Genomic DNA, 13,362 nt, shown 5'->3' with positions numbered 1-13,362 from the left:
GGCCGACCCAGGCCCCGGCGCTCCGTGGATCTCGATCGAAGACCGGGTGGTCGCGGGCCGCCCCGCCGACACGAAACGGAGGTGACCCTTGGAGGGTCCCGAGATCCAGTACGCCGAAGCCGTCATCGACAACGGCTCCTACGGGAAGCGCGTCGTGCGCTTCGAGACCGGCCGCCTCGCCAAGCAGGCCGCCGGCTCCACCCTCGTCTCCATCGACGAGGACACCACCATGCTCGCCGCCACCACGGTGGGGAAGTCCCCCCGCGAGGGCTTCGACTTCTTCCCGCTGACGGTCGACGTCGAGGAGCGCATGTACGCCGCCGGGCGCATCCCCGGCTCCTTCTTCCGCCGCGAGGGCCGTCCCTCCACGGACGCGATCCTCACCTGCCGCCTCATCGACCGGCCGCTGCGCCCCGCCTTCGGCAAGGGCATCCGCAACGAGGTCCAGGTCGTCGTGACGATCCTGTCCATGAACCCGGACGAGATCTACAACACCGTCGCGATCAACGCCGCGTCGATGGCCACGACCCTGTCGGGCATGCCCTTCCAGGGCCCGGTCGGCGGCGTGCGGATGGCCCTGATGGCCGGCGCGAACGGCCAGCACCAGTGGGTGGCGTTCCCCAAGCACTCGCAGCTCGAGAACGCCGTGTTCGACATGGCCGTGGCCGGCCGCGTCGTCACCGGCAGGGACGGCTCCGAGGACGTCGCGATCATGATGGTCGAGGCCGAGGCCACCGACAACTCCTGGAACCTGATCAAGAACGACGGGGCCGCGGCCCCCACCGAGGCGCTTGTGGCCGAGGGCCTCGAGGCCGCCAAGCCCGCCCTCAAGGCCCTGTGCGACGCCCAGGCCGACCTCAAGGCCCGCGCCGGCAAGCCCGCGATGGAGCTGCCGCGCTTCGGCGGCTTCGGCGACGACGTCAAGGAGGCCGTGGCGGCCTCCGTCGGCACCCGGCTCGCCGAGGTCTACTCGATCGCCGGCAAGCAGGAGCGCGAGGCCGCGACCGACGAGCTGCACCGGTCGACCCTCGCGGAGCTCACCGGCGAGGGCGGCCCCTTCGCGGACCGCAAGGACGAGGTCAACGGCGCCTACCAGGCCCTGACCAAGCAGACCGTGCGCCAGCGAATCCTCACCGAGCAGGTCCGCATCGACGGCCGTGGCCTGACGGACATCCGCCAGCTCACCGCCGAGGTGGAGGTCCTGCCGCGCGTGCACGGCTCGGCGATCTTCGAGCGTGGCGAGACCCAGATCATGGGCGTCACCACGCTGAACATGCTCAAGATGGAGCAGCAGATCGACTCGCTGTCCCCGGTCAAGCACAAGCGCTACGTGCACCACTACAACTTCCCGCCGTACTCCACCGGCGAGACCGGCCGCGTGGGCTCCCCGAAGCGCCGCGAGATCGGCCACGGGGCGCTGGCCGAGCGGGCCATCACCCCGGTGCTGCCCTCCCGCGAGGAGTTCCCGTACGCGATCCGCCAGGTCTCCGAGGCGCTGGGCTCCAACGGCTCCACGTCGATGGGCTCCGTGTGCGCCTCGACCCTGTCGCTGCTCAACGCCGGCGTGCCCCTGCGCGCCCCGGTGGCCGGCATCGCCATGGGCCTGGTCTCCGACGAGGTGGACGGGGAGACCCGCTACGCCGCGCTGACCGACATCCTCGGCGCCGAGGACGCGCTGGGCGACATGGACTTCAAGGTCGCCGGCACCTCCGAGTTCGTGACCGCGATCCAGCTGGACACCAAGCTCGACGGCATCCCGTCCTCGGTCCTGGACGCGGCTCTGACCCAGGCCCGCGAGGCCCGTCTGCACATCCTCGAGGTGCTCAACGCGGCCATCGACCAGCCGGACGAGATGAGCGAGTTCGCCCCGCGCGTGATCTCCGTGACGGTCCCCGTCTCCAAGATCGGCGAGGTCATCGGCCCCAAGGGCAAGATGATCAACCAGATCCAGGAGGACACCGGCACCGACATCTCGATCGAGGACGACGGCACCGTCTACATCGGCGCCACCGACGGCCCCTCGGCCGAGGCGGCCCGCGCGGCGATCAACGCGATCGCCAACCCGCAGGTCCCCGAGGTCGGCGAGCGCTACCTGGGCACCGTGGTCAAGACCACGACCTTCGGCGCCTTCGTCTCCCTGACCCCGGGCAAGGACGGTCTGCTGCACATCTCGGAGCTGCGCAAGCTCAACGAGGGCAAGCGCGTCACCGACGTCGAGGACGTCCTCGGCGTGGGCCAGAAGGTCCAGGTGGAGATCGCCAAGGTCGACGACCGCGGCAAGCTCTCGCTGGCCCCGGTGGTCGCCGAGGAGCCGAACGTCTTCCCCGAGGACGACGACGCAGCCGTCGAGGCCTGAGCCGGGCCCGTCCCGAGCACAGCAGAGCACGAGCAGAGAAAGCAGTACAGCTGGATGACGGCAGTCGATCTGCCGCTGGAGGCGGGCGACCGCGGCCCGGGGAGCACCCCCGGCCCGGACGCCCGCCTCTCGGCGGTCATGAGCAGTTCACCGACCACCGCCGCCGCGGCGCTCACCGCGGCGGCCGCGGGTTTCACGCACACCCTGCACGAGGGCGAGGGCGGCAACGTGGTGCGGCGCACCGTGCTGCCGTGCGGCACCCGCGTGCTCACGGAGCGGATGCCGGCCCAGCGGGCCGTGACCGTCGGCTTCTGGGTGGGCGTCGGCTCCCGCGACGAGCAGCCCGGGCGGCTGGGCTCCACGCACTTCCTGGAGCACCTGCTGTTCAAGGGCACCACGCGCCGCTCGGCGCTGCAGATCGCCGAGGCCTTCGACGAGGTGGGCGGGGAGTCCAACGCGGCCACGGCCAAGGAGCACACGTGCTACTACGCCCGCGTGCTCGCCGAGGACCTGCCCATGTCGATCGACGTCATCACCGACATGGTGACCTCGGCCGTCCTCGACCCGGAGGAGCTGGAGCGGGAGCGCGGTGTCATCCTCGAGGAGCTCGCCATGGACAAGGACGACCCCGAGGACGTCGCCTTCGAGGAGTTCACCCAGCGCGTGCTGGGGGAGCACCCCCTGGGCCGGCCCATCGGCGGCACCCCGGAGGAGATCCTCGCGGTGCCCCGCGAGGCGGTGCTCGAGCACTACCGCCGGCACTACCGGCCCGAGGGGCTCGTGGTGACCGCCGCGGGCGGGCTGGACCACGACGTCGTCGTGGGCCTGGTCGCGGAGGCCCTGGGGCGCGCCGGCTGGGACCCGGCCGCCCCCGCCACCCCGGTGGCCCGGCGCGAGCGCACCCCGGCGCCGCTGGCGCCCGAGTGGGGCGAGCACTTCCTGGAGCGGCCCGTGGAGCAGACCAACGTGCTGGTGGGCCGGCCCGGGATCGTGGCCGGGGACGAGCGCCGGTTCGCGATGACCGTGCTCAACGCGGCGCTGGGCGGCGGGATGTCCTCCCGCCTGTTCCAGGAGATCCGCGAGAAGCGCGGGCTGGCCTACAGCACGTTCTCCTTCTCGGGGGCGTACTCGGACGCGGGCTACTTCGGGATGTACGCCGGGTGCCTCCCGGCGCGCACGGACGAGGTCGTGGGGCTCATGACCGGCGGGCTGGAGACGCTCGCCGAGGACGGGATCGGCGAGGACGAGCTGCGCAAGGTCGTGGGCCAGCTGGGCGGCGGCACCGTGCTCGCCCTCGAGGACACCGGATCGCGGATGTCGCGGCTGGGCTCGGCGGAGCTGAAGTCGGGCGAGTTCCTCGACATCGACGAGTCCCTGGACCGGGTGCGCTCCGTGACCCCGGAGCAGGTCCGGGAGCTGGCCGGCTGGCTGGCCGAGGGCCCCGTCGTCACCACGATCGTCGCGCCCACCCGCCACTGACCACTGGCGGCGCGGGCCCGGACCCCCGTGACCTAGAGTTGGAGCCATGACCCAGAGCACCGCCACCGAGACCACCCACGCCCCGGCGTCCGTCCCCTCCGAGCTGCGGGTCGCCGTGCTCGGCGCCCGCGGCCGGATGGGCAGCGAGGCCGTGCAGGCGGTGCGCCGCGCGGACGGCCTCCAGCTCGTCGCCGAGCTCGGCCGGGACGACCCGCTCCAGGACCTCGTCGCCGCCGGCGCCCAGGTCGTGGTCGACCTCACGGTGCCCTCCGCCACGGAGGACAACGTGCGCTTCGCCGTGGAGCACGGCATCCACTGCGTCGTGGGCGCGACCGGCTGGGACGCCGAGCGGCTCGCCCGGCTGGAGGCGCTCCTGGCGGAGCACCCCGGCGTGGGCGTGCTCATCGCCCCCAACTTCTCGGTCGGCGCGGTGCTGGCCATGCGCTTCTCCGCCGAGGCCGCCCGCTTCTTCGAGTCGGTGGAGATCATCGAGCTGCACCACCCGGACAAGGTCGACGCCCCCTCCGGCACCGCCGCCCGCACGGCGGCCCTCGTGGGCGAGGCCCGCCGTGCCGCCGGGGTGGCGCCGTCGCCCGACGCCACCGAGCAGGACCCGCACGGCGCGCGCGGGGCCGTCGTCGACGACGTCCGGGTGCACTCCGTGCGCCTGCGCGGGCTCGTGGCCCACCAGGAGACGCTGCTCGGCGGCCTCGGCGAGCAGCTCACCATCCGGCACGACTCCTTCGACCGGATCTCCTTCATGACCGGCGTGGTCCTCGGCGTCCGCGAGGTCGGCACGCACCCGGGCCTCACGCACGGCCTCGAGGGCTACCTCGACCTGGGCCTGTGAACCGATGAGCTCGATGCGCGCCTGGGGCTGGGCGCTGCTCGCGGCGGGCGCGCTCACCCTGTGGCTGCTGCCGATCCCGGACGGCTCGAAGCTGTGGATCCTCGCGGTGCTGGTCTTCGCGGGCGTCTTCACGCTCCTGGAGTCCCCGAGCCGGGCCAAGCTCCTCGCGGCGGCCATGGTCGCCCTGCTCGTCGTCTACCTCGGCCTGAGCCTGCACCGCGCCGCCCTGCTGCTGGGCACCGACGGCTGGATCGCCAAGGGCTTCGGCCTCGCCCTGCTGGTGCTGCCGGCCGTGGGCGTGTGGGCGCTGGTGCGCGAGGTCCTCTTCGGCGTCCGGACCGAGCAGCTCGGCCGCGCCCTCGAGGCGGAGGGCGGGCTGCCCGCGGACGACCTGCCCCGCACCCCGGGCGGACGGATCGTGCGGGAGGCCGCCGACGAGCGGTTCCACGTCCACCGGGCGCAGACCGAGGAGCAGCCCGGGGACTGGCGCAACTGGTACCGGCTCTCCCTCGCCTACGCCGACGCCGGGGACCGCCGCCGCGCCCGCTTCGCCATGCGCGAGGCCGTGGCCCTGTCCCGCGGGCGCCCCGCCCGCGACGTGGAGGCCTCCGGTCCCGCCGGCGACGGGCCGGGCTGAGCCGTGGGCACCGCGACCGATCCCGGCGACGGCGCCCGGATCGCCCACCGCCGCGCCGGCCCCGGGGTGCTCCCGGCGGTGCTCCCGGCGGGGAGACGGTAACCTGGCACCCATGACTGACTTCGCCACGCCCTCCGCCGCCGACCGCCCCGCGACCCCCGACCAGCCCCTCTTCGGGACGCTGCTCACCGCGATGATCACCGTCTTCGCGCAGGACGGCTCCGTGGACCTGGACGGCACCGCCGCCGTGGCCGAACGCCTCGTCGACGACGGCTGCGACGGCCTCGTGGTCTGCGGCACCACGGGCGAGTACTCCACCATGACCGACCAGGAGAACCTCTCCGTGTTCCGCGCGGTCAAGGACGCCGTGGGCTCCCGGGTGCCGCTGCTGGCCGGCACCGGCTCGAACGACACCGAGCACTCGCGCTTCCTCTCCCGCGAGGCCGAGAAGATCGGCATGGACGGGCTGCTCATCGTCACCCCGTACTACAACAAGCCCACCCAGGCCGGCGTCGAGGCGCACTTCCGCAGCCTCGCCGACTCCGTGGACCTGCCGATCATGCTCTACGACATCCCCGGCCGGGCCGGCATCCCCATCGACGCCGGGACCCTGATCTCGCTGGCGCAGCACCCCAACATCGTGGCCGTCAAGGACGCCAAGGCGGACCTGATGGCCGCGACCCGCGTCCTGGCCGAGACCGACCTGCTCTACTACTCCGGCGACGACGGGCTGACCCTCCCGTGGATGTCCATCGGCGCCGCGGGGCTGGTGGGCGTCACCACCCACGTGGCCACCGCCGAGTACCGCCGGCTCATCGACGCCGTGCGCGCCCAGGACCTCACCACGGCCCAGCAGCTCCACCTGGACCTCGAGCCCGTGGTCCGCGCCACCATGACCCGCGCCCCGGGCGCCGTGGCGGCCAAGACGATCCTCATGTGGCAGGGCAAGCTGCCGCACAACACCGTGCGGCTCCCGCACGTCCCACCCACGGAGGCCGAGGCCGCCCTGATCCGCGCGGATCTGGAGGGCTCGATCGTCTCCGGCACCATCGAATGACGGAAGGGGTCACATGACCCAATGGCACACCGACCTGTCCGCTCCCCCCGCACTCGGCGAGGACGTCCTGCGCGTCGTCCCGCTGGGCGGGCTGGGCGAGGTCGGAAGAAACATGACGGTGTTCGAGATCAACGGGCAGCTGCTCGTGATCGACTGCGGGGTCCTGTTCCCCGAGGAGAACCAGCCCGGCGTGGACCTGATCCTGCCGGACATCAACCACATCATCGACCGGCTGGACGACGTCGTGGCCGTGGTGCTGACCCACGGCCACGAGGACCACATCGGCGCGGTCCCGTACCTGCTCAAGCGCCGCCCGGACATCCCCGTGATCGGCTCCCGGCTGACGCTCGCGCTGATCGAGGCGAAGCTGCAGGAGCACCGCATCAAGCCGTACACCATGGCGGTGCGCGAGGGGCAGGTCGAGAAGCTCGGCGAGTTCGAGGTCGAGTTCGTGGCCGTCAACCACTCCATCCCGGATGCGCTGGCCGTGTTCCTGCGCACGAAGGCCGGCACCGTGCTGCACACCGGCGACTTCAAGATGGACCAGCTGCCCCTCGACGGCCGGATCACCGACCTGCGCCACTTCGCCCGCCTGGGCGAGGAGGGCGTGGACCTGTTCCTCACGGACTCCACCAACGCCGAGGTCCCCGGCTTCACCCCCACGGAGAAGCACATCGGCCCGGTGCTCGCCGACGTGATCGGGCGCGCCCCCAAGCGCGTGGTCGTGGCCTCCTTCTCGTCGCACGTCCACCGCGTGCAGCAGGTGCTCGACGCCGCCGCCGAGCACGGGCGCAAGGTGGCCTTCATGGGCCGGTCGATGGTGCGCAACATGACCATCGCCGAGAAGCTGGGCTACCTCGAGGTCCCGCCGAACACCCTGATCGACCAGAAGAGGATCGACGACCACGCGGACTCCCAGCTGGTCATCATGTGCACGGGCTCGCAGGGCGAGCCGATGGCCGCCCTGTCCCGGATGGCCAACGGGGACCACAGGGTCCAGCTCAACGAGGGCGACACCGTGATCCTCGCGTCCTCGCTCATCCCGGGCAACGAGAACTCCGTGTTCCGGATCATCAACGGGCTCATGCGCCTGGGCGCGAACGTCGTGCACAAGAGCAACGCCAAGGTGCACGTCTCCGGGCACGCCGCCGCGGGCGAGCTGCTCTACTGCTACAACATCGTCGAGCCCGAGTACGTCATGCCCGTGCACGGCGAGGTCCGCCACCTCATCGCCAACGGCAGGCTCGCCGAGGAGACCGGCGTGCCGACCGACCACGTGCTGCTCGCGGAGAACGGCACCGTGGTCGACATGGCCGCCGGGCAGGTCCGGATCACCGGCCAGGTGGAGTGCGGCGACGTCTACGTGGACGGCTCCTCCGTGGGCACCATCACCGACGCCGACCTCAAGGACCGCCTGGTGCTGGCCGAGGAGGGCTTCATCTCGGTGATCACCGTGGTCAACCGCGACACCGGGAAGGTCGTCTCCGGCCCGGACGTGCACGCGCGCGGCGTCGCGGAGGACGACAAGGTCTTCGACGACATCAAGCCGAGGATCACCGCCGCCCTCGAGGAGGCGATCAACCACTCGGGCAAGAACCACACCACCCAGCAGCTCCAGCAGGTGGTGCGCCGCACGATCGGGTCGTGGGTGAACCGCCGGCTGCGCCGCAAGCCGATGATCGTCCCGGTCGTCATCGAGGCCTGAGCGCACGGCCCTCCTCCGTCCGTGCGGCACCGCGGGCGGAGGAGGGCCGTGGTCTACCCTGGGAGCATGGCGACTCGTACTTCCCCTGCCCGCAAGGGCGCCTCGACGTCGCGTGGCAAGAACAGCACGTCTTCTGCGCGGTCGTCGGGCACCAGCCGGAAATCCTCCTCCTCGGCGGGGCGGGGCTCCGCACGCCCCGCCGAGCGCACCCCGCGGGCGACGCCCGTCCTGGCCTGGTGCGCGCGCCTGATCGGCGGTGCCTGGACCGCCGTCGCCCACGTGGTGGGCGGCGCGGTGCGCCGCATGGGCACCCTGCGCACCGACGTGCCCGCCGAGCAGCTGCGGGACGGAGGCGCGCTGTTCCTCCTGCTGCTCGGGCTGCTGTGCGCCGCCGTCGAGTGGTGGAACCTGCCCGGTGCCACGGTGGGCTGGATCGCCGTGCCCGCCGCCGTGGTGCACCAGGTGCTCGCCGGCACCTTCGGCTGGATGGCCCTGGTCCTGCCCCTGCCGCTCGTCGGCTTCGCGCTGCGCCGCTTCCGCCACCCGGGGGACACCTCCGCCAACAACCGCATCGCGATCGGCCTGGGAGCCGCCGTGGTGGCGGGCTCGGGCCTGGCCCACCTGCTCCTGGGGCACCCCTCCATGAGCGACGGCCGCGAGGCCCTCGGCACGGCCGGCGGGACCGTCGGCTTCCTCGCCGCGGACCCCCTGAGCGCCCTCGTCACCCCGGTCGGGGCCGGGGCCGTCTTCGTCGCCGTCCTGCTCCTGTCCGTGCTCGTGGTCACCGCCACGCCCGTGCACCTCATCGGCTCCCGCCTCCGGCAGGGCTACTGGCGGCTGATGGGCCAGGAGGACTCCGGCCCCGCCACCGACCTGTCCGGGGAGCGCCACGACCGCTCCTACCTCGAGGAGCACCACGCGCGCCCGGAGGCTGGCCGGACCCGCCGCCAGAAGCGCCGCGACCGCAAGGAGGCCGAGGCCGAGCGGCGCGCCCTCGACGGCTACCGCGGGGACGAGGCGTTCGAGCGGGCCGTCGTCGACCAGGAGCAGTCCGACGACCAGGCGCCCACCCGCGTCTTCGACGTCGACTCCGCCCGCGCCGCCCGCCGGAAGGGCGCTGCCGGGGCGCACGCCGCGCCGGCCCCGGGGAGGCCGGCACCCGCGGACGAGCCGCAGGAGAGCACCGGGCCGCAGGACGATCCCGGGCAGCAGGAGAGCACCGGGCCCCGCCCGGGCCAGAAGCGCCCCACCCAGGAGCAGCTCGCCGCCACCCGGCTGCGCCGGGAGCAGGGCCTCGAACCGGCCGCGGACACCGCCGCCGGCTCCGGCTCGCCCGCGCTCGAGGACCTCGCGGCGGGGTCGGCGGGCTCGACCTCCGTCGTCGCCCGCACCCACACCCCCGAGGCGCCGATCCCGGCACGCGCCGAGCAGCTCACGCTCGAGGGGGACATCGCCTACTCCCTGCCGACGCCCGGGGCCCTCGTGCACGGCCCGCCGCCCAAGGAGCGCTCGGAGGCCAACGACGCCGTGGTCGCCGCCCTGACCAGCGTCCTGGAGCAGTTCAACGTGGACGCCGTGGTCACCGGCTTCTCCCGCGGGCCCACCGTCACCCGGTACGAGATCGAGCTGGGCTCCGGCACCAAGGTCGAGCGGGTCACGGCGCTGTCCAAGAACATCGCCTATGCGGTGGCCTCCGCCGACGTGCGCATCCTCTCGCCCATCCCGGGCCGCTCCGCGATCGGGATCGAAATCCCCAACACCGACCGCGAGACGGTGTCCCTGGGGGACGTCCTGCGCTCGCACAACGCCCGCAAGACCGACCACCCCATGGTGATGGGCGTGGGCAAGGACGTGGAGGGCGGCTACGTGGTGGCCAACCTCGCGAAGATGCCGCACCTGCTCGTGGCCGGCGCGACCGGGGCCGGCAAGTCGAGCTTCGTGAACTCGATGATCGTCTCGCTGCTGATGCGGGCCACCCCCGACGAGGTGCGGATGGTCATGGTCGACCCCAAGCGCGTCGAGCTGACCGCCTACGAGGGCGTGCCCCACCTGATCACCCCGATCATCACCAACCCCAAGAAGGCCGCCGAGGCGCTGCAGTGGGTCGTGCGGGAGATGGACGCCCGCTACGACGACCTCTCCCACTACGGCTACAAGCACGTCGACGACTTCAACAAGGCCGTGCGCAACGGCAAGGTCCAGCCGGAGCCGGGCTCCAAGCGCGTGATCCGGCCCTACCCGTACCTGCTCGTGATCGTGGACGAGCTCGCGGACCTCATGATGGTCGCCCCGCGCGACGTCGAGGACGCGATCGTGCGGATCACCCAGCTCGCCCGCGCCGCCGGGATCCACCTGGTGCTCGCGACCCAGCGGCCCTCCGTCGACGTGGTCACCGGGCTGATCAAGGCCAACGTGCCCTCCCGGATGGCCTTCGCGACGTCGTCGGTCACCGACTCCCGTGTGGTCCTCGACCAGCCCGGGGCCGAGAAGCTCATCGGCCAGGGGGACGCCCTCTTCCTGCCCATGGGCGCCTCCAAGCCCATGCGCGTGCAGGGCGCGTGGGTCTCCGAGTCGGAGATCCACGAGGTCGTCGACCACGTCAAGGGCCAGATGAAGGCCCACTACCGGCAGGACGTGGTCCAGGAGGCCCCCAAGAAGACCATCGACGAGGACATCGGCGACGACCTCGAGGTCCTCCTGCAGGCCACCGAGCTCGTGGTCACCACGCAGTTCGGCTCCACGTCCATGCTCCAGCGCAAGCTGCGCGTGGGCTTCGCCAAGGCCGGCCGGCTCATGGACCTGCTGGAGTCCCGCGGCGTCGTCGGACCCTCGGAGGGGTCCAAGGCCCGCGACGTGCTCGTCAAGCCCGACGACCTCGCCGCGACCCTCGCCGTGCTCCGCGGCGAGGAGCCCCCGGCCCCGTCCGGCGGGACCGGCGGCTCGGTCGACTACGGCGAGGACCCCGTCGAGGCCTCGCTGGCCACGACCGCCGTCGACCACCACGACGACGCCGAGGACCCCGAGGGCTCCGAGGACGCCTGGCAGCTCACCGGCCGCTGAGCCCGGCCACCCCACCACCCACCAGGAAGAGAGCACCCGATGAGCCCCGCGGACCCGGCCTCCAACCTCAATCTGCCCAACGCGCTCACCGCCCTGCGCATCGTGCTGGTGCCCTTCTTCGTGTGGTTCCTGTGGGCCGGCGGCACCCAGGGCGAGGACTCGCTGGCCATGCGGTGGACGGCCCTCGCGGTGTTCGCCGTCGCGATGTACACGGACAAGCTCGACGGCGACATCGCCCGGGCCCGCGGCCTGATCACCAGCTTCGGCAAGATCGCCGACCCCATCGCGGACAAGCTGCTCACCGGCGCCGCGTTCGTGGTGCTCTCGATGCTCGGGGAGCTGTGGTGGTGGGTCACCGTGGTGATCCTGGTGCGCGAGTGGGGCATCACGCTCCTGCGCTTCGTCGTCATCCGCTACGGGGTCATGGCGGCCTCCAAGGGCGGCAAGCTCAAGACGGTCCTGCAGACGGTCGCGCTGCTGCTGCTGCTCCTGCCCCTGGTCCCGCTCGTGGGCGCCTGGTGGCCGTGGCTGGGCTGGATCGCCATGGGCGCCGCCCTCGTGGTCACGGTCGTGACGGGCGTGGACTACGTCGTCAAGGCCGTGCAGCTGCGGCGCCGGGCGCTCGCCGGGCAGGACACGGCGTGACCGGACCCCGGCCCGCCGCGAGCGCGCTCGTCGAGGCGGCCGTCCGGCGGGGGCTGACGATCGCGACCGCCGAGTCGCTGACCGGCGGCGCCCTGGCCGCCGCCGTCGTCGACGTGCCCGGCGCCTCCGCCTGCTTCGAGGGCGCGGTGGTGTCCTACTCGAACCGGGTCAAGACCGACGTGCTCGGCGTCCCGGCCCCGCTGCTGGCGGAGCGCGGCTCCGTCGACCCCGACGTCGCGGTCGCCATGGCCGAGGGCGCCCGCCGGCGGCTGGGCACCGACTGGGCCGTCGCCACCACCGGTGCCGCCGGTCCGGAGCCGCACGACGGCAAGCCCGTGGGCACGGTCTGGCTCGGCCTGGCGGGCCCGCAGGGCTCGACGGCCGTCGAGCTGCACGCCGCCGGGGACCGCCCGGCGATCCGCGCGGCCACCGTGGACGCCGCCCTCGAACGGCTCACCGCGGCGATCTCGCTCCCAGGCAACTCCCAGTGAAAAAGTGCGGTCGCCGGGGAAGAATGGAACCATCAGCGTGGTTAGCAATAATCGCAGGCTCTCGTTGAGCCGCTCGGAGTCAAGGTGTCGACCGGCCGATGCCGGGGGCGCCGGCCGCATCAGGCGGTGACACTGCCGCACACATGAGGAGACAAGCGATTCACATGACGAAGCAACCCGTGTCCGTCAATGGCGTCGTCCGTTGGAAGGACGTGGGCCTGGACGAGGACAGCGCTACCGAGACGAAGGACATGAAGATGGGTGTACTCCGCCAGGAGATCGGTGAGGTTCTGCGCAACGTCCGCCAGCGCCAGGGGCGGACTCTCCGAGAGGTCTCCCACAGCGCCCGCGTCTCCCTCGGCTACCTGAGCGAGGTGGAGCGCGGCCAGAAGGAGGCGTCCTCCGAGCTGCTCGCCTCGATCTGCGCGGCTCTCGACATCCCGATGTCGCAGATGCTGCGCGAGGTCGCCGACCGGCTCGCCTACGCCGAGGGCCTTCTGGTCCCGGACACGGTGCCCAGCGACCTGACCGAGCAGTACTCCCGCGAGTTCGGCCGCGTGAACGGCGGCGAGGCCGCCGCGGCCGGCGCCCGCTGATCCCCGGGCGGCACCCCGCCCGCCACGACGTCCCGGAGGGCTCGTCGGTCCCAGGACCGCCGGGCCCTCCGGCATGTGCCCGTCCGGGAGCGCGGATGGCAGAATCGACCGGCACGAGCACGCACCGCACCACGACGAAGGAGAGCGCGCATGAGGCTGAGCAGCTTCTGGGAGCTGATGGCCGACGAGTTCGGGGCGGGCTACAGCAAGGTCCTCGCCCGGGACCTGGTGCTCGGGGAGCTCGGCCACCGCACGGCCTCCGAGGCCATCGAGGACGGCGTGGACCCGCGGGCCGTCTGGTTCGCCCTGTGCCGGGCGCAGGACGTCCCGGAGTCCCGCTGGTGGGGTGCGGACCGCCCGCCCCGGGACTGACGCGCGCGGGGTTCCCGGCGTGCCCGTGGACCCGGGAACGCTTCGAAGGTATATTCGAAGGCGCGTGGCGGACTGCACAGCCCGGCCCGCCCCGGCGCGGTGATCCCCGCTCCT

11 protein-coding genes are annotated in these 13,362 nt (G+C 72.7%); all 11 read left to right on the top strand.

The window, feature by feature from the left end; translation table 11 throughout:
- Positions 1–88: 88 nt before the first annotated feature.
- Entirely contained in the window at positions 89–2,356 is a 2,268-nt protein-coding gene (locus RE027_RS02525; protein WP_368806668.1) for a polyribonucleotide nucleotidyltransferase, read from the top strand.
- Positions 2,357–2,410: 54 nt separating this feature from the next.
- Positions 2,411–3,835: a M16 family metallopeptidase gene (locus tag RE027_RS02520; protein ID WP_368806667.1), complete on the top strand. Its 1,425-nt coding sequence runs from the start codon at positions 2,411–2,413 to the stop codon at positions 3,833–3,835.
- A 46-nt stretch (positions 3,836–3,881) separates the two neighbouring features.
- Positions 3,882–4,685 (top strand): 4-hydroxy-tetrahydrodipicolinate reductase, encoded by an 804-nt coding sequence (gene dapB / locus RE027_RS02515; protein WP_368806666.1) that lies wholly within the window; start codon positions 3,882–3,884, stop codon positions 4,683–4,685.
- A gap of 4 nt (positions 4,686–4,689) precedes the next feature.
- The gene (locus RE027_RS02510) at positions 4,690–5,322 is read left to right on the top strand and encodes a hypothetical protein (protein WP_368806665.1); all 633 of its coding nucleotides are present in this window, start codon (positions 4,690–4,692) and stop codon (positions 5,320–5,322) included.
- 112 nt (positions 5,323–5,434) lie between these two features.
- Entirely contained in the window at positions 5,435–6,379 is a 945-nt protein-coding gene (gene dapA, locus RE027_RS02505) for a 4-hydroxy-tetrahydrodipicolinate synthase (protein ID WP_368806664.1), read from the top strand.
- Positions 6,380–6,392: 13 nt separating this feature from the next.
- A complete protein-coding gene (locus RE027_RS02500) occupies positions 6,393–8,084 on the top strand; it encodes a ribonuclease J (protein WP_368806663.1) in 1,692 nt (563 codons plus the stop codon).
- A 66-nt stretch (positions 8,085–8,150) separates the two neighbouring features.
- Entirely contained in the window at positions 8,151–11,144 is a 2,994-nt protein-coding gene (locus RE027_RS02495) for an FtsK/SpoIIIE family DNA translocase (RefSeq protein WP_368806662.1), read from the top strand.
- A 39-nt stretch (positions 11,145–11,183) separates the two neighbouring features.
- The gene (gene pgsA, locus RE027_RS02490) at positions 11,184–11,789 is read left to right on the top strand and encodes a CDP-diacylglycerol--glycerol-3-phosphate 3-phosphatidyltransferase (RefSeq protein WP_368806661.1); all 606 of its coding nucleotides are present in this window, start codon (positions 11,184–11,186) and stop codon (positions 11,787–11,789) included.
- Positions 11,786–12,280: a CinA family protein gene (locus RE027_RS02485; RefSeq protein ID WP_368806660.1), complete on the top strand. Its 495-nt coding sequence runs from the start codon at positions 11,786–11,788 to the stop codon at positions 12,278–12,280. The genes pgsA and RE027_RS02485 overlap by 4 nt, the downstream gene beginning before the upstream one ends.
- A 164-nt stretch (positions 12,281–12,444) precedes the next feature.
- On the top strand, positions 12,445–12,876 hold the full coding sequence (locus RE027_RS02480) for a helix-turn-helix domain-containing protein (RefSeq protein ID WP_368806659.1): 432 nt from the start codon (positions 12,445–12,447) through the stop codon (positions 12,874–12,876).
- Between the two features lie 150 nt (positions 12,877–13,026).
- Positions 13,027–13,248: a DUF3046 domain-containing protein gene (locus RE027_RS02475; RefSeq protein WP_368806658.1), complete on the top strand. Its 222-nt coding sequence runs from the start codon at positions 13,027–13,029 to the stop codon at positions 13,246–13,248.
- Positions 13,249–13,362: the final 114 nt, after the last annotated feature.

This window comes from Kocuria sabuli, assembly GCF_040981185.1.
GTDB lineage: Bacteria > Actinomycetota > Actinomycetes > Actinomycetales > Micrococcaceae > Kocuria > Kocuria sabuli.
The sequence above is the reverse complement of the archived record's forward strand: the minus strand, read 5'-3'. Positions and strand labels throughout refer to the sequence as shown.